Genomic DNA, 16,203 nt, shown 5'->3' with positions numbered 1-16,203 from the left:
GGTGGTGTTGCCGGGGGTTCCTACCGTAGGCGCACCCGGCGGGGGTTCGGTGGTACTGCTCAGGTAGTAAGACGCCGCGCGTCAGGCGCTGCGGTCGAGCGCGCGCAGCGAGCGGTCGGTGATGGAGCGGGCGCCGCGGCCGATGGCGACCAGGCCGGACTGCACCAACTCCTTGATGCCGTAAGGCTCCAGCATCCGCAGCATGGCCTCCAACTTGTCGGAGGAGCCGGTCGCCTCGACGGTCACCGCGTCGGGCGACACGTCGACGGTCTTGGCGCGGAACAGCTGGACGATCTCGGTGACCTGGGAGCGGGTCTCGGCGTCGGCGCGGACCTTCACCAGGACCAGTTCGCGCTGGACGGCCTGGGACTGGTCCAGCTCGACGATCTTGATCACGTTGACCAGCTTGTTGAGCTGCTTGGTGACCTGCTCCAGCGGCAGCTCCTCGACGTTGACCACGATGGTCATCCGGGAGATGTCGGGGTGCTCGGTCGGGCCGACCGCGAGCGAGTCGATGTTGAAGCCGCGGCGGGAGAACAGTGCGGCGATCCGGGCGAGCACGCCGGGCTTGTTCTCGACCAGGACGGACAGGGTGTGCTTGGACATGGTGGTCATCGCTTTCTGACTCGTCAGTCCTGGTCGTCGCCGAAGTCGGGGCGGACGCCGCGGGCGAACAGGATCTCGTCGTTGGAGGTGCCGGCGGCCACCATCGGCCAGACCATCGCGTCCTGGTGGACGATGAAGTCGATGACCACGGGGCGGTCGTTGATCTCCATGGCCTGCTTGATGACGGCGTCCAGGTCCTCGGGGCGCTCGCAGCGCAGGCCGACGCAGCCCATCGCCTCGGACAGCAGCACGAAGTCCGGGATCCGGGTGCCCTGGGCGGGCGGCTCGATGCCGTCGTGGCCGGGGCCGGAGTGCAGGACGGTGTTGGAGTAGCGCTGGTTGTAGAACAGCGTCTGCCACTGGCGGACCATGCCCAGCGAGCCGTTGTTGATGACCGCGACCTTGATCGGCAGGTTGTTCAGGGTGCAGGTGGTCAGTTCCTGATTGGTCATCTGGAAGCAGCCGTCGCCGTCGATCGCCCACACCGGGGTGTCCGGCTTGCCGGCCTTCGCGCCCATCGCGGCCGGGACGGCGTAGCCCATGGTGCCGGCGCCGCCGGAGTTCAGCCAGGTCGCGGGCTTCTCGAACTGGATGAACTGGCTGGCCCACATCTGGTGCTGGCCGACGCCCGCGGCGTAGATGGCGTCCGGGCCGACCAGTTGGCCGATCCGCTCGATCACCTGCTGCGGCGACAGCCGGCCGTCGGGGGCGGGCTCCCAGCCGACCGGGTAGGTCTTCTTCCAGTGGTTGAGCTTGGTCCACCAGTCCGCGTAGTCGCCGCGGTGGCCGGCGTCGAACTCGGCCTGGACGGCGACGATCAGGTCGGCCAGCACCTCGCGGGCGTCGCCGACGATCGGGACGTCCGCCGGGCGGTTCTTGCCGATCTCGGCCGGGTCGATGTCCGCGTGCACGACCTTGGCGTTCGGGGCGAACGAGTCCAGCTTGCCGGTGACCCGGTCGTCGAAGCGGGCGCCCAGGGTGAACAGCAGGTCGGACTTCTGCAGCGCGGTGACGGCGGGGACCGAGCCGTGCATGCCGGGCATGCCCAGGTGCTGCGGGTGGCTGTCCGGGAAGACGCCGATCGCCATCAGGGTGGTGACCACGGGCGCGCCGGTCAGCTCGGCCAGGATGCGCAGCTCGGTGCCGGCGTTGGCCTTGAGCACGCCGCCGCCGACGTACAGCACCGGGCGCTTGGAGTTGACCAGCAGCTTGGCGGCCTCGCGGATCTGCTTGGCGTGCGGCTTGGTGACGGGGCGGTAGCCGGGCAGCGCGGCCTCGACCGGCCAGCGGAAGGTGGTGGTGGCCTGCAGCGCGTCCTTGGCGATGTCGACCAGGACCGGGCCGGGACGGCCGGTGGCGGCGATGTGGAACGCCTCGGCGATCACCCGCGGGATCTCGGCCGGGTCGGTGACCAGGTAGTTGTGCTTGGTGATCGGCATGGTGATGCCGCAGATGTCCGCCTCCTGGAAGGCGTCCGTGCCGATCGCCTTCGAGGCGACCTGGCCGGTGATGGCGACCATCGGCACCGAGTCCATGTAGGCGTCGGCGATCGGGGTGACCAGGTTGGTGGCGCCGGGGCCCGAGGTCGCCATGCAGACGCCGACCTTGCCGGTGGCCTGCGCGTAGCCGGTCGCGGCGTGGCCGGCGCCCTGCTCGTGGCGGACCAGGATGTGCCGGACCTTGGTGGAGTCCATCAGCGGGTCGTACGCCGGGAGGATGGCGCCGCCCGGGATGCCGAAGACCGTGTCGGCCCCCACGGCCTCGAGCGAGCGGATGAGCGACTGCGCGCCGGTCATGGTCTCGATGGTCTGCTGACCCGGAGCGTGGGCGGCCGGGTGGTCCCGCGGCGGGGGGTTGCGGCGTGCTCAGTCATCTGCCTGTCTCTTCTCGGGTTCTGCTCGGGGTGGCGCCGGCCCTGGTGGCGGTGGCCACCGGGGCGGTCTCCGGCGGTGCCTCGATCGTCCGGATTTCGGGGGGTTGAGGCCAGGGTTCCTGCGGTGGCCGACCCGGATTCGTGCAACAAAAAACCCCTCGTGCCAAGGGCATGCGAGGGGGAGGCGCGTCGGGCTGCTGTTCAGCCGACGCGCCCGCCAAGTACGAGAATTCGGGTGGTCATGGCACCGACCTTCCTCCCACGCAGTGGTGGGTGTCAAGCTGGTGGGACCGCCGTCTCACCATGCGAGCCGCCGGCCGGACCCCCCACGGTGTGCCGTTGCGGCAGCTCAAGGCCGTTGTGGAGGTGCCCGGGACGGGCCGCCGAAGCCTCCGCGAGACCGCCCGAGCGAGGGTCCGGGGCGAGCGGCGTGCGGCGGCCCGGTCGGCCCTGGCCGGGGCGCGGCACGGGGTAGCCGCGGCGCAACAGGGCGCGGCGCAGCCGGAGTTCGTCGAGCGGCCGGTCGAAGGCCAGGCCCTGGCCGCGCCGGCAGCCGAGTTCCTGGAGGACGGCGACCTGCCGGGGGTGGTCGACGCCGTCGGCGCCGGTGACCAGGCCGAGGTCCCGGCCGAGGCGGAGCGCGTGGCCGGCCAGCGCCCGGGTGAGGGTGGAGTCGGCGATGTCCTGGACCAGGCTGCGGTCCAGTTTGAGCGCGTCGAACGGCATCCGGGCGAGCGCGCCGAGCGAGCCGCCGCCGGCGCCGAAGCCGGCGAGCGCGGTGGACACCCCGAGGCGGCGGAACGCGGCCAGCCGGCGGCCGAGTTCGTCGGCGAGCGCGTCCGGGCCGGTCCGGGCGACCTCCAGGACCAGCAGGTCGGGCGGGAGTTGGGTGTCCCGCAGGGCGCCGGCCAGGGTCTCGTACATGCCGGGGGCGCAGAGCCGGTCGGCGGCCAGCCGGACGGTGACCGGGACGGGCGGGGCGGCGGGGCCGTCGGCGCGGCGGCGGGCGGCGGCGGCGACCGCCTCGGTGAGCAGCCAGCGGGCGAACCGGGTGGCGGCGTCGCCGGTGTCGGCGGTGCGCAGGAACTCGGCGGGGGTGAGCAGCATGCCCTCGGCGGAGCGCCAGCGGGCCTGCGCCTCGACGCCGGTGAGCCGGCCGCCGGCCAGGTCGACGACGGGCTGGTGGAGCAGTGCGAAGGAGCCTTCGCGGACGGCGGCGCGCAGCCGCTCCTCGAGTTCGCCGCGCCGGTCGAGTTCGGCGCGCATGGCCGGGGTGTAGAGCATGACCCGGCCCTTGCCGCGGGACTTGGCCTGGTACATCGCCAGGTCGGCGTTGCGGAGCAGTTCGTCGGCGGCGCCGGTGGCCGGGGATTCGGCGGTGCGGGCCGGGCGGGGTCGTCGTCGGGGGCGGGCTCGGGGACGGGCAGCGGGGTGTCGGGGCCGAAGGCGATGCCGATCGAGGCGGCGACGCCGAGTTCGGCGCCGCCGATCCAGTACGGCTCGGAGAGGGCGGCGCGGATCCGTTCGGCGAGGTCGCGGACCTGGGGGTGGCCGAGCCGGCCGCGGACCAGGACGGCGAACTCGTCGCCGCCGAACCGGGCGACGGTGTCCTCGGTGCGGACGGCGGCCTGCAGCCGGCGGGCGGCCTGCACCAGCAGTTCGTCGCCGACCTGGTGGCCCGCGGTGTCGTTGACGGCCTTGAAGCCGTCCAGGTCGAGGAAGAGCACGGCGACGGCGGTGCCGGCCGGGCCCTGGGCGGACAGCGCGGCCCGGACCCGGTGCGCGAACAGCGCGCGGTTGGGCAGGTCGGTGAGCGGGTCGTGGAACGCGTTGTGCTGCAACTGGGCCTGCAGGCGGACGCGTTCGGTGATGTCGCGGCTGTTGAGGATCAGCCCGTCGCGGTACGGGTTGACGGTCGACTCGACGTGCAGCCACTCCCCCTCGCCGGAGCGGATCCGGCACTCGACCCGGGCGGAGGGCTCGCCGTTGCTGAACCGGGCGCCCTTGGTGCGGGCCAGGATGCGGCGCACCTCGGCGAGCACCCGGTCGACGTCCTCGGGGTGCACCAGGTTGAGCAGGTTGCCGCCGACCAGGTCCTCGGGGTCGCGGTTGTAGACCCGCAGCGCGGCGGGGCTGACGTAGGACAGCGCGCCGGACGGCCCGGCGATCATGATGACGTCGCTGGAGCCCTGCACCAGGGAGCGGAAGTGGGCTTCCTTGGTGGCGAGTTCCTGGGCGAGGGACAGGTTGTCGAGCAGCATCACGCCCTGCCGGACGATCAGCGCGAGGCCCACGGTGCTGGCGGCGGCCAGCATCACCCGGTCCAGCGGGCGGCCGCCGAGGGCGTTGTAGAGGATCCCGGCGGTGCACACCGCGGCGGCGGCGTACGGGGTGAGGGCGCTGAACGTGGAGGCGACCCGGCGGCGCGGGACGCCCTGGGTGGAGGGGTGCTCGCGGCTGGGGCGGCGGGTGTGCGACCAGGGCGCCCAGGCGAGCAGCAGGGAGCCGGCGAACCAGCCGGCGTCCAGCAGTTCGCCGGAGTGGTAGTCGCTGTGGAACTGCGGGGTGGTGAACAGCGCGTCGCAGACCACGGTGACGGCGAGGCCGATCATCGCGGTGTGCACGGCGGCCCGGTTGCGGTCCCGGCCGCGGACGTTCAGGCCGACCACCAGGCTGACCAGCAGGATGTCCAGCACGGGGTAGCCGAGGCCGAGGGCGAGCTTCAGCGGGTCGTCACCGTCGCCGGCGGCGACCCGGCCGAGGGCAAGGCTCCAGCTGAGGGTGAACAGCGAGCCGGCCACCAGCCAGGCGTCCAGCACCAGGCAGAGCCAGCCGGCCGGGTTGCGCGGGCGCTGGGCGAGCACCAGCAGGCCGGTGATGGCCAGCGGGGCGAACAGCAGGAAGGCGAAGTCGGCGTAGGAGTCCGGCGGCAGCGGGCGGCCGAGCACCACCTCGTACCAGCCCCAGGCGGCGTTGCCGAACGCCACCATGGCGGAGGAGAGGCCGAACAGCAGCCAGGCGGGACGGGTGTGGCCGCCCACCGCGATGCCGTGCGCCAGGCAGGACAGGGCGGCCGCGAGGGCCGCCGCGGCGAGGCCGAAGTCGCCCATCACCAGCGAGAGTTCGCACGATCCCCAGCCGATCCCGGCGCCCACCGCGTACCCGGCGCAGAGCACCGCGAGCAGCACGGCGGTGAGCCGGCGCATGGGCGAGCAGACAGGCAGCACCGATTCGGTGGAGTTCAATCGACATCTCCCCCTCCGGCCCGCGGCCGTACCGGTGTTCCCGCTCCGGACCCTACACCAATCCGGTCACGCACCGGCACGCATACTCAACTCAGCGTAATGGTTGCCAGGTGGGGAGGGGGCGGCTCGGGGCGGTGTCGCCCGTTCGGCCCAGAACGAATCCGACCGGCCGTCAGGCCCGGTGCGGCTCGCGGTACTTGGCGGCCTTCCACCAGGCCGGGTGGTCGCGGTACCAGTCGACGGTGTCGGCCAGGCCCCGGGCGAACGGGACCAGCGGCCGGTAGCCGAGCTCCTCGCGGATCTTCGTTCCGTCCAGCGCGTAGCGCAGGTCGTGGCCCTTGCGGTCGGCGACGTGCCGCACGGCGCTCCGGTCGGCGCCGAGGCGGGCCAGCAGGAGTTCGGTGATCTGCCGGTTGGTCCGCTCCTCGCCGCCGCCGACGTTGTAGACCTCGCCGGCCCGGCCGCCCTCCAGGACCAGCTGGACGGCCCGGCAGTGGTCGTCGACGTGCAGCCACTCCCGGACGTTGGCGCCGTCGCCGTACAGCGGGACGGGCAGGCCCTCCAGCAGGTTGGTGGTGAACAGCGGTATGAGCTTCTCGGGGTGCTGGTACGGGCCGTAGTTGTTGGAGCAGCGGGTGATCGAGACGTCCAGCCCGTGGGTGCGCCAGTAGGCGCGGGCGATCAGGTCGGAGCCGGCCTTGGAGGCGGCGTACGGGGAGTTGGGCAGCAGCGGGCTCTCCTCGGTCCAGGAGCCGTGCTCCGTCGACCCGTACACCTCGTCGGTGGAGACGTGCACGACCCGCTGGACGCCGGAGCGCAGCGCGGCCTCCAGGACGCTCTGGGTGCCGCCGACGTTGGTACGGACGAACTCGGCGGCCGACTCCACCGAGCGGTCGACGTGCGACTCGGCGGCGAAGTGGACCACCGCGTCGTGGCCGGGCGCCAGTTGGAGCATCAGGTCGAGGTCGCAGACGTCGCCGTGGACGAAGTCCAGCCGGGGGTCGGCGGCCGGCAGGTTGTCGCGGTTGCCGGCGTAGGTGAGCCTGTCGAGGACGGTGACCCGGGCGCCGCGCAGGCCGGGGTAGCCGTCCGCCAGCAGGGTGCGGACGTAGTGCGAGCCGATGAAGCCGGCGCCGCCGGTGACCAGGATCCTCATGTGGTTCTCTCCGTCGAAACGACGGTGCCCGCCCCCAGTTCGGGAACGGGCACCGGGCGGAACAGCAGGCCTCAGGCCAGCTTCTCCAGAATCAGATCCTTCACCCGCGCCGCGTCGGCCTGGCCGCGGGTGGTCTTCATGACCGCGCCGACCAGCGCGCCGACCGCCTGCACCTTGCCGTCGCGGATCTTCGCGGCGACGTCCGGGTTGTCGGCGATCGCCTGGTCGACGGCCGCGCCGAGCGCCGAGTCGTCGGAGACCACGGCCAGGCCGCGCTTCTCGACGACCTGGTCCGGCTCGCCCTCGCCGGCGAGGACGCCCTCGATGACCTGGCGGGCCAGCTTGTCGTTCAGCTTGCCCTCGGCGACCAGCGCGCAGACCCGGGCCACCTGGGCCGGGGTGATCGGCTGCTCGGAGAGCTCGGTGCCGGTCTCGTTGGCGCGCCGCGCCAGCTCGCCCATCCACCACTTGCGGGCCTGGTCGGCGGGGGCGCCGGCCGCGATGGTGTCCGAAATCGGCTCCACCGCACCGGCGTTGAGCACCGACTGCATGTCCTTGTCGGTCAGGCCCCACTCGGCCTGCAGCCGGGCCCGGCGGACCCGCGGCATCTCCGGCAGACCGGCCCGCAGCTCCTCGACCCACTCGCGGGCGGGGGCGACGGGGACCAGGTCGGGCTCCGGGAAGTACCGGTAGTCCTCGGCGTTGTCCTTGATCCGGCCGGAGGTGGTGGAGCCGTCCTCCTCGTGGAAGTGCCGGGTCTCCTGGACGATCGTGCCGCCGTCGGTGAGGACGGTGGCGTGCCGCATGATCTCGAACCGGGCGGCCCGCTCGACGCTGCGCAGCGAGTTGACGTTCTTGGTCTCGCTGCGGGTGCCGAAGGTCGAGGTGCCGTTGGGGCGCAGCGACAGGTTGACGTCGCAGCGCATCTGGCCCTTGTCCATCCGGGCCTCGGAGACGCCCAGCGCCTTGATCAGCTCGCGCAGTTCGGCGACGTACGCCTTGGCGACCTCCGGTGCCCGGTGGCCCGCGCCCTCGATCGGCTTGGTGACGATCTCGATGAGCGGGATGCCGGCCCGGTTGTAGTCGAGCAGCGAGTACTCGGCGCCGTGGATGCGGCCGGTGGCGCCGCCGACGTGGGTGGACTTGCCGGTGTCCTCCTCCATGTGGGCGCGCTCGATCTCCACGCGGAAGACCTCGCCGTCCTCCAGCTGCACGTCGAGGTAGCCGTTGAAGGCGATCGGCTCGTCGTACTGGCTGGTCTGGAAGTTCTTCGGCATGTCCGGATAGAAGTAGTTCTTCCGGGCGAAGCGGCACCACTCGGCGATCTCGCAGTTCAGCGCGAGGCCGATCCGGATCGCCGACTCGACGCCGACCGCGTTGACCACCGGCAGCGAGCCGGGCAGGCCGAGGCAGGTCGGGCAGGTCTGCGAGTTCGGCTCGGCGCCCAGCTCGGTGGAGCAGCCGCAGAACATCTTGGTCTTGGTACCCAGCTCGACGTGGACCTCAAGGCCCATCACCGGGTCGTACGAGGCGAGTGCCTCCTCGTAGGAGACCAGGCTCATGACGCTCACAGCGTCCCTTCTTCAGTCATGGAGGTTCAGCCGAGCAGGACGTCGTCGTCGCCGAGCCGCTTGAGCTCGCGGACGAGGAGCGCGGTGCCGGTGACCAGGGCGGCGGCGCCGACCAGGGCGTTGATCAGCTTGAGGGTGTCGTTGTCCTCACGGGCGTTGCGGACGTCCTTGACGATGGAGATCGCCCCGAACGCGCTGGTGCCGATGGACAGCCACAGGCCGGGCTTCGAGTGCTTCCAGCCCTTGGCCTTCTCGATCTTGCTCATAGTGCCGGTGCCTCCTCCAGCAGGGTGTGACCCCACTTGTCGTTGAGCGCGGCCTCGACGGTTCCGCCCACGCGGTAGAGGCGGTCGTCCGCCATCGCGGGGGCGATGATCTGCAGGCCGACCGGGAGATTGTCCTCCGGGGCGAGCCCGCAGGGCAGCGACATGGCCGCGTTGCCCGCCAGGTTCGAGGGAATGGTGCACAGGTCGGCGAGGTACATCGCCATCGGGTCGTCTGCCCGCTCGCCGATCGGGAATGCCGTGGTCGGCGTGGTCGGCGAGATCAGCACGTCGACACCGGCGAACGCGGCGTCGAAGTCCCGCGAGATCAGGGTGCGGACCTTCTGCGCCGAGCCGTAGTAGGCGTCGTAGTAGCCGGAGGACAGCGCGTAGGTGCCGAGGATGATGCGGCGCTTGACCTCGTCGCCGAAGCCGGCCTCGCGGGTCAGCGCGGTGACCTGCTCGGCGGACCGGGTGCCGTCGTCGCCGACCCGCAGGCCGTAGCGCATCGCGTCGAACCGGGCGAGGTTCGAGGAGCACTCGGACGGGGCGATCAGGTAGTACGCGGGCAGCGCCAGCGTGAACGACGGGCAGGACACCTCGACGACCTCGGCGCCCAGCTCGCGCAGCAGCTCCACCGTCTCGTTGAAGCGCTGCATGACGCCGGCCTGGTAGCCCTCGCCGGCGAACTCCTTGACGATGCCGATCCGCATGCCGCGGATGTCGCGCATCTTCGCGGCCTCGACCACGGCCGGCACCGGCGCGTCGATCGAGGTGGAGTCCAGCGGGTCGTGGCCGGCGATCGCCTCGTGCAGCAGCGCCGCGTCGAGCACGGTGCGGGCGCACGGGCCGCCCTGGTCGAGCGAGGACGAGAACGCGACCAGGCCGTAGCGGGACACCGCGCCGTAGGTCGGCTTGACGCCGACGGTGCCGGTGACGGCGCCGGGCTGGCGGATCGAGCCGCCGGTGTCGGTGCCGATCGCCAGCGGGGCCTCGAACGCGGCGAGCGCCGCGGCGGAGCCGCCGCCGGAGCCGCCGGGGATCCGGGTCAGGTCCCACGGGTTGCCGGTCGGGCCGTACGCCGAGTTCTCGGTGGAGGAGCCCATCGCGAACTCGTCCATGTTGGTCTTGCCGAGGATGACGACGTCCGCGTCCTTCAGACGGCGCGTCAGGGTGGCGTCGTAGGGCGGGATCCAGCCCTCGAGCATCTTCGACCCGCAGGTGGTCGGGATGCCCCGGGTGGTGAAGACGTCCTTCAGCGCGAGCGGCACGCCGGCCAGCGGGCTCAGCCGCTCGCCCTTGGCGCGCTTGTCGTCGACCTTGCGGGCGGCGGCCAGCGCGCCCTCGGTGTCGACGTGCAGGAAGGCGTTGACCTTCTTGTCGACGGCGTCGATCCGGTCCAGGTGGGCCTGGGCGACCTCGACCGCCGAGACCTCGCCGTTGGCGATCGCGGAGGCCGTCTCGGCCGCCGTGTACTTGATCAGCTCGGTCATCTCGGTCAGTCCTCCCCGAGGATCTGCGGCACGCGGAAACGCTGGTCCTCACTCGCCGGGGCGCCGGAGAGCGCCTGCTCCGGGGTCAGCGACTGTCGCACCTCGTCCGCCCGCATGACGTTGCTCAGCGGGAGCGGGTGGGAGGTCGGCGGGACGTCCTGCCCCGCGACCTCGGAAACGCGGGCGACCGCGCCGATGATCACGTCGAGCTGCTCGGCGAAGTGGTCCAACTCCTCCGCCTGCAACTCAAGACGCGACAGCCGGGCGAGGTGGGCGACCTCCTCGCGCGTGATGCCAGGCATGCAGCGATCCTCAAGGGTGAGTTCTGGTAGACCGGGCGGCCCTGGGCACACCCGTCCTTTCGGTCCAGTGACCCATCCTATGGCCACCGCGGGTCCCCGAAGGGGCGCGGGGAACCGCGCGGGGCGGGAGGGGAACGGCGGCGAGGCCCGTCCGGGGACGGAACTCCCGCCCCGGACGGACCTCGCGGACGCCCTAGGGCCCGTCTTCAAACCCCCGCCTGCCCCACGACGCCCGGCACGCACTCTCGCCGCACCGGGCGAAAGACCGAGTACATCCAGTACGAGGCCTTCCACCCGGCACGCCGAGAGCACGCAGCGGACGCCGCGGGCCTGCGACGCGGGTTTGAAGACGGGCCCTAGCGCGGCAGCGACTCCACCGGCGCCACCTCCGCGCGCCGCACCTGGAGCCACGCGGTGGCCTGGTCGGCGGGCAGCGCGGCGGACACCAGCCAGCCCTGGACGGCGTCCACCCCGAGGTCGTGCAGGCGCTCCCAGGTCTCGTCGTCCTCGACGCCCTCGGCGACCACCGTCAGGCCCAGCGAGTGGGCGAGTTCGACGGAGCAGCGGACCACGGCCGCGTCGTGGTCGTCGGCGACCATCCGGGAGACGAACGAGCGGTCGATCTTCAGTTCGCCGACCGGGAGGCTGCGCAGCCGCACCAGCGAGGAGTGGCCGGTGCCGAAGTCGTCCAGCGACATCCGCACGCCGTAGCGGCGCAGCTCGGCGAGGGTGTCGGCGGCGCGCCGGCTGTCGTCCAGCAGCAGCCGTTCGGTGATCTCCAACTGGAGTGCCTCGGCGGGCACCTGGTGCCGGGTCAGGTGGCCGGCGACCCGGGCGGCGAAGCCCGGATTGAGGACGTCGCGCGGCGACACGTTGACGGCGACCGGCACCATCAGGCCCTGGTGGCGCCAGCGGGCGATCTGCCCGACGGCGCTCTCCAGCACGTAGTCGGTGAGCCGGGGCATCAGCCCGGACGACTCGGCGAGGCTGATGAACTCGTCGGGGGGCACCCGGCCCTGGCCGGGCCGCTCCCAGCGGACCAGCGCCTCCAGGCCGACCACCCGGCCGTCGAAGGCGACCTTCGGCTGGTAGTGCAGCGCGACCTCGTTCATCTCCAGCGCGCGCCGCAGGTCGCCGAGCAGGCCGATCCGGTACGGGGTGTCCAGGTCCCGGGCCTCGTCGTAGAGTTCGACGCCGCTGCGGCTGTGCTGGGCGTGGCCCATCGCCACGTCGGCACGGCGCAGAAGCGATTCTGCGTCCTGGGCGTGCGTCGGGTGGATGCAGACCCCGGCGCTGGCCTCCAGCACCAGCAGCAGCCCGTCCAGCCGGATCGGGGCGGCGAGTTCGGCGATCAGCCCCTTGGCGATCTTCTCCAGCAGGTCGGGGTTGCCGACCCCGGGGAGCAGCACCGCGAACTCGTCGCCGCCCATCCTGGCCACCACCGGACGGCCCCCGCGGCGCACTTGCGGGGTCAGCACGGCGGTGTCCGGGCACTGGGTGAAGCTGGGGCCGTTGCGCAGCGCGCGGTGCAGCCGCCGGGCGATGTGCACCAGCAGCCGGTCGCCGGCGGTGTGGCCGAGCGCGTCGTTCAGCGACCGGAAGCGGTCCAGGTCGAGCAGGATCAGGCCGACGCAGTACTCGGGGTCGTTCTCGTGCGCCGCCAGTGCCTCCTGCGTGGCGAGCAGCAGTGCCTGCCGGTTGGGCAGGTCGGTGAGCGGGTCGGTGAGCTGGTCTCTCGCCCGGTCCCGGGCGATCCGCCAGGCGGCGACCAGGACGGCCAGCGGAACCGCGAACAGCGGCAGCAGTTCGGGTTCGTAGCGGTACACCAGGACGGCCAGCGGGATCAGCGGCGCGGCGCCGGCCAGCAGGACGCCGAGCAGCAGCACCGCCCCCGCCATCCCCTGCGGCGGGCGTGTGGGCGCGCCGCCGGTCGAACGATCCATAAGCCCAGTCCTCCGTCGGGCCCGCCCCCGCTGGGCCGCCTCACGGTGAGGCACCCCCTCCTCGGGATGCCGGTGGACGTCAGACGAGGGCGTGTCCCCGGGGCACCGGCAGAACCGGTGCCACACACTCCTGCTGACAGTTCGTAGCGCCCAGGGTAAGCCGGGGTCCGCCGCCGGGGCGCACTTTCCGGTCACCTCAGAGCGCAACGTCATATCCGCGCGCTGCTCAGTGACACAATGCCCGATTTCACTCTCGAACACCCGACTGACCCGGCATCAGGACGGTAACGACCTGTCAGGAAACCTTCTCCTCCGGTACTTCTCCGGCATTTTCCCCGCCGGCCGCCTCGTCGGCGTCCAGCCCGAGGTGCCGGCGGGCCGCGTCGGCGCCCTGCTCCAGCAGCACCGCGAAGCCGGCGTCGTCCAGCACCGGGACGCCCAGCTGCACGGCCTTGTCGTACTTCGAGCCGGGGTTGTCGCCGACCACCACGAAGTGCGTCTTCTTCGACACCGAGCCGGTGACCTTGGCGCCGCGCGAGGTCAGCGCCTCCTTGGCGCCGTCCCGGGTGTGCCCGGTGAGCGTGCCGGTGACCACCACGGTGAGGCCCTCCAGCGGGCGTTCGCCCTCGTCCTCGCCGGCCTCCTCGGTGAACCGGACTCCCGCGTCGCGCCACTTGCGGAGGATCTCGCGGTGCCACTCCTCTGCGTGCCACTCCTTGATGGAGCGGGCGATGGTCGGCCCGACGCCCTCGACGGCGGCGAGTTCGGTCTCGTCGGCGGCGAAGATCCGGTCCAGGTCGCGGAACTCGCGGGCCAGCTCCTGGGCGGCGACCGGGCCGACGTGCCGGATCGACAGGCCGTTCAGGAAGCGCCACAGCGGGCGGTCCTTGGCCTTGTCCAGGTTGTCCAGCAGGACGCCGGTGTTCTTCTTCGGCGCGCCGGCGGTGGTGGCGAAGAACGCGACCTGCTTCTCCTTGCCGGTCCTGTCGTCCGGCTTGGGCATGCCGGTCTTCGGGTCGCGCACCAGCACCTTGATCGGCAGGAGCTGTTCCTCGGTCAGGCCGAAGATGTCGCCCTCGTCCTTCACCGGCGGGTCGGCGGGCTCCAGCGGCTGGGTCAGCGCGGTCGCCGCGACGTAGCCCAGACCCTCGACGTCCAGGCACTGCCGGCCGCCGAGGAAGGCCACCCGCTCGCGGATCTGCGCCGGGCAGTGCTGGGCGTTCGGGCAGCGCAGGTCGATGTCGCCCTCGGACATCGGGCGCAGCTCGGTGCCGCACTCCGGGCAGTGGGTGGGCATCTCGAAGGCCCGCTCGGTGCCGTCGCGCAGGTCGTAGACCGGGCCGAGGATCTCCGGGATCACGTCGCCGGCCTTGCGCAGCACGATGGTGTCGCCGAGCAGCACGTCCTTGGCCTTGACGATCTGCTGGTTGTGCAGCGTCGCGTACTGCACCATCGAGCCGGCCACCTTCACCGGTTCGGCCAGCACCGCGTACGGGGTGGCGCGGCCGGTGCGGCCGATGCCGATCTTGATCTCGGCGAGCCGGCCGGTGACCTCCTCCGGCGGGTACTTCCAGGCGATCGCCCAGCGCGGCGACTTGGAGGTGGAGCCGAGCCGGCCCTGCAGGGCGATCTCGTCGACCTTGACCACGACGCCGTCGATCTCGTGCTCGACGGAGTGCCGCTGCTCGCCGAAGTGCTTGATGAACGCCCGGACTTCGTCCATCGTGCCGACCACCTTGTTGTGCTTGGCGGTGGGCAGGCCCCAGTCGTGCAGCAGCTGGTAGGCGTGCGACTGGCAGTCGATGTCGAAGCCGGTCCGGGCGCCGATGCCGTGCACCACCATCCGCAGCGGGCGGGCGGCGGTGATCAGCGGGTCCTTCTGGCGCAGCGATCCCGCGGCGGCGTTCCGCGGGTTCATGAACAGCCGGATCATCGCCCGGGGCCGCTTGCCCTGCTCGGCGCGCTCCTCGTTCTCCTGCCGGCGGCGCTCGTTCTCCTCCGCGAAGGAGGCGTTCAGCGCGTCGAACTCCTCGGTGGGGAAGTACACCTCGCCGCGGATCTCCACCAGCGCGGGGAGGTGCTCGCCCTTGAGCCGGTGCGGGATCTCCTTGATGGTGCGGACGTTGGCGGTGATGTCCTCGCCGACCCGGCCGTCGCCGCGGGTCGCGGCCTGCACCAGCACCCCGTTCTCGTACGTCAGGTTGACGGCCAGGCCGTCGACCTTCAGTTCGCACAGGTAGTGGTAGTCGATGCCGGACAGTTCGGTGGCGACCCGCTCGGCCCAGGCGGCGAGTTCGTCCGCGTCCATCGCGTTGTCCAGGCTGAGCAGCCGTTCCCGGTGCTCGACCGGGGCGAACAGCACGGTGGGCGCGCCGCCGACCTTCTGGGTCGGCGAGTCGGGCGTCACCAGCGCCGGGTGCTCGGCCTCCAGGGCCTCCAACTCGCGCATCAGGGCGTCGAATTCGGCGTCGCTGACGGTCGGCGCGTCCAGCTCGTAGTACCGGGAGCGGTGCTCCTCGATCTCGGTCGCCAGTTCGGCGTGCCGGGTCCGCACCTCCGCCGGGACGTCCTCCCAGCCCTCCACCGCAGCCGCCACCGGGCCCTCCTCGTTCGTCACTCCGGGTTGTCCACCAGGCTCCGCGCCGCCTTCACGGTCTGTGCCAGCGCCCGCCGGGCGTACTCCGGGGAGGCCCCGCCAGCCCGCACGTCGGCGTCACCACGACCCGGCGGCCGAGGAGCTCCGGGGCCAGCCCGAGCCTGCGCCACAACGTCCTGACACCCTGGACACTACCGGCCGGGTCCGACACTGCTTTTGATTGAACCGCAGCGGTGTCGGTGGACGGCACCACGCCGGCGAGGATCAGCGTCCCGCCCTCGACCGCCTCGCCCAGGTCGTCGTCGTGACGCTCCGTCAGCAGGCCGAAGTCCAGGCTGATCCCGGCGGCCCCGGCGCGGCGCAGCAGCGGGATCGGCACCCCGGGCGCGCAACTGTGCACCAGCACCGGGGCGTCCACGCCGCGGATCACCTCGCGCAGGGTCTGCTCGGCGCGTTGGCGGTCGACCGCGCGCAGCCGCTGGAAGCCGCTGGCGGTCTTCACCGAGCCGGCCAGCACGGCGGGCAGCAGCGGCTCGTCCAGTTGCAGCACCGGGGTCGCTCCCGGCACCCGGCGGCGGACGTCCTCCAGGTGGCGGCGCAGGCCCTCGGTGAGCGACTCGGCGATGTCCCGGCAGGCGCCCGGGTCGCTGAGCGCCTTCTCGCCGTGCCGGAGTTCGATCGACCCGGCGAGCGTCCACGGCCCGACGGCCTGGACCTTGAGCAGGCCGTCGTGGCCCTGGGTGTACTCCTCCAGCGCGTCCAGGTCCTCACCCAGCCAGGAGCGGGCCCGCTTGGTGTCCCGCCCGGGGTGGTCGGTGAACCGCCAGCCGCTCGGCTCGGTCTGCACGAACAGCTCGGTCAGCAGGCCGGCGCCGCGTCCGATCATGTCGGCGCCGGGCCCGCGCCCGGGCAGTTCCGGCAGGTGCGGCAGTTGCTCCAGCTCCGCGGTCACCCCCCGGACCATGTCCCGCACGTCCCCGCCGGGCATCGACCCCACGCCGGTCGCGGCCCCGACGAGCTTCCCGAAAACGTCCACGTCAGTCACGGGACAGAGCCTACGCAGCGGACCGGCCCGCCGTGGATCCCCCCGGGGAGTGCGATGTCCGAATTCCGCCAGCGGGCCGCCCGGCGCCGCCCCGAGAATCCGGGCCGTGA

9 protein-coding genes and 2 pseudogenes are annotated in these 16,203 nt (G+C 72.3%); all 11 read right to left on the bottom strand.

Going from position 1 to position 16,203, the window contains the following annotated elements; genetic code table 11:
- Positions 1 to 81: 81 nt before the first annotated feature.
- Positions 82 to 606: an acetolactate synthase small subunit gene (ilvN, locus tag KCH_RS24275; RefSeq protein WP_035873520.1), complete on the bottom strand. Its 525-nt coding sequence runs from the start codon at positions 604 to 606 to the stop codon at positions 82 to 84.
- 23 nt (positions 607 to 629) lie between these two features.
- Entirely contained in the window at positions 630 to 2,402 is a 1,773-nt protein-coding gene (locus tag KCH_RS24270) for an acetolactate synthase large subunit (protein WP_051653406.1), read from the bottom strand.
- 353 nt (positions 2,403 to 2,755) lie between these two features.
- Positions 2,756 to 5,685, bottom strand: a pseudogene (locus tag KCH_RS47310) (putative bifunctional diguanylate cyclase/phosphodiesterase).
- A gap of 211 nt (positions 5,686 to 5,896) precedes the next feature.
- Positions 5,897 to 6,880, bottom strand: coding sequence for a dTDP-glucose 4,6-dehydratase (rfbB, locus tag KCH_RS24260; RefSeq protein WP_035866412.1), 984 nt, complete (start codon positions 6,878 to 6,880; stop codon positions 5,897 to 5,899).
- A 71-nt stretch (positions 6,881 to 6,951) separates the two neighbouring features.
- Positions 6,952 to 8,451 carry an Asp-tRNA(Asn)/Glu-tRNA(Gln) amidotransferase subunit GatB gene (gene gatB, locus KCH_RS24255; protein WP_035866408.1) on the bottom strand — a complete coding sequence of 500 codons (1,500 nt, stop codon included), beginning with the start codon at positions 8,449 to 8,451 and terminating at the stop codon, positions 6,952 to 6,954.
- Between the two features lie 26 nt (positions 8,452 to 8,477).
- Positions 8,478 to 8,717, bottom strand: a complete 240-nt coding sequence (locus KCH_RS24250) for a hypothetical protein (RefSeq protein WP_035866405.1) — start codon at positions 8,715 to 8,717, stop codon at positions 8,478 to 8,480.
- Positions 8,714 to 10,207 carry an Asp-tRNA(Asn)/Glu-tRNA(Gln) amidotransferase subunit GatA gene (gatA, locus tag KCH_RS24245; RefSeq protein WP_035866402.1) on the bottom strand — a complete coding sequence of 498 codons (1,494 nt, stop codon included), beginning with the start codon at positions 10,205 to 10,207 and terminating at the stop codon, positions 8,714 to 8,716. Before gatA ends, KCH_RS24250 begins: the two co-directional genes overlap by 4 nt.
- 5 nt (positions 10,208 to 10,212) lie before the next feature.
- Positions 10,213 to 10,509, bottom strand: a complete 297-nt coding sequence (gene gatC, locus KCH_RS24240) for an Asp-tRNA(Asn)/Glu-tRNA(Gln) amidotransferase subunit GatC (RefSeq protein WP_035866399.1) — start codon at positions 10,507 to 10,509, stop codon at positions 10,213 to 10,215.
- 356 nt (positions 10,510 to 10,865) lie between these two features.
- Complete coding sequence (locus tag KCH_RS24235) at positions 10,866 to 12,452, bottom strand: putative bifunctional diguanylate cyclase/phosphodiesterase (RefSeq protein WP_051653405.1); 1,587 nt, start codon at positions 12,450 to 12,452, stop codon at positions 10,866 to 10,868.
- 295 nt (positions 12,453 to 12,747) lie between these two features.
- Complete coding sequence (ligA, locus tag KCH_RS24230; RefSeq protein ID WP_244305414.1) at positions 12,748 to 15,048, bottom strand: NAD-dependent DNA ligase LigA; 2,301 nt, start codon at positions 15,046 to 15,048, stop codon at positions 12,748 to 12,750.
- Between the two features lie 17 nt (positions 15,049 to 15,065).
- Positions 15,066 to 16,036: pseudogene (locus KCH_RS24225) on the bottom strand (methionine synthase).
- Positions 16,037 to 16,203 lie beyond the last annotated feature (167 nt).

The organism is Kitasatospora cheerisanensis KCTC 2395, assembly GCF_000696185.1.
Lineage (GTDB): Bacteria > Actinomycetota > Actinomycetes > Streptomycetales > Streptomycetaceae > Kitasatospora > Kitasatospora cheerisanensis.
The sequence above is the reverse complement of the archived record's forward strand: the minus strand, read 5'-3'. Positions and strand labels throughout refer to the sequence as shown.

Bases quoted from the DNA above. Each gene is read 5' to 3' on its own strand.
- ilvN (WP_035873520.1), bottom strand. From the start codon at position 606: ATGTCCAAGCACACCCTGTCCGTCCTGGTCGAGAACAAGCCCGGCGTG.
- KCH_RS24270 (WP_051653406.1), bottom strand. From the start codon at position 2,402: ATGACCGGCGCGCAGTCGCTCATCCGCTCGCTCGAGGCCGTGGGGGCC.
- rfbB (WP_035866412.1), bottom strand. From the start codon at position 6,880: ATGAGGATCCTGGTCACCGGCGGCGCCGGCTTCATCGGCTCGCACTAC.
- KCH_RS24250 (WP_035866405.1), bottom strand. From the start codon at position 8,717: ATGAGCAAGATCGAGAAGGCCAAGGGCTGGAAGCACTCGAAGCCCGGC.
- gatA (WP_035866402.1), bottom strand. From the start codon at position 10,207: ATGACCGAGCTGATCAAGTACACGGCGGCCGAGACGGCCTCCGCGATC.
- gatC (WP_035866399.1), bottom strand. From the start codon at position 10,509: ATGCCTGGCATCACGCGCGAGGAGGTCGCCCACCTCGCCCGGCTGTCG.
- KCH_RS24235 (WP_051653405.1), bottom strand. From the start codon at position 12,452: ATGGATCGTTCGACCGGCGGCGCGCCCACACGCCCGCCGCAGGGGATG.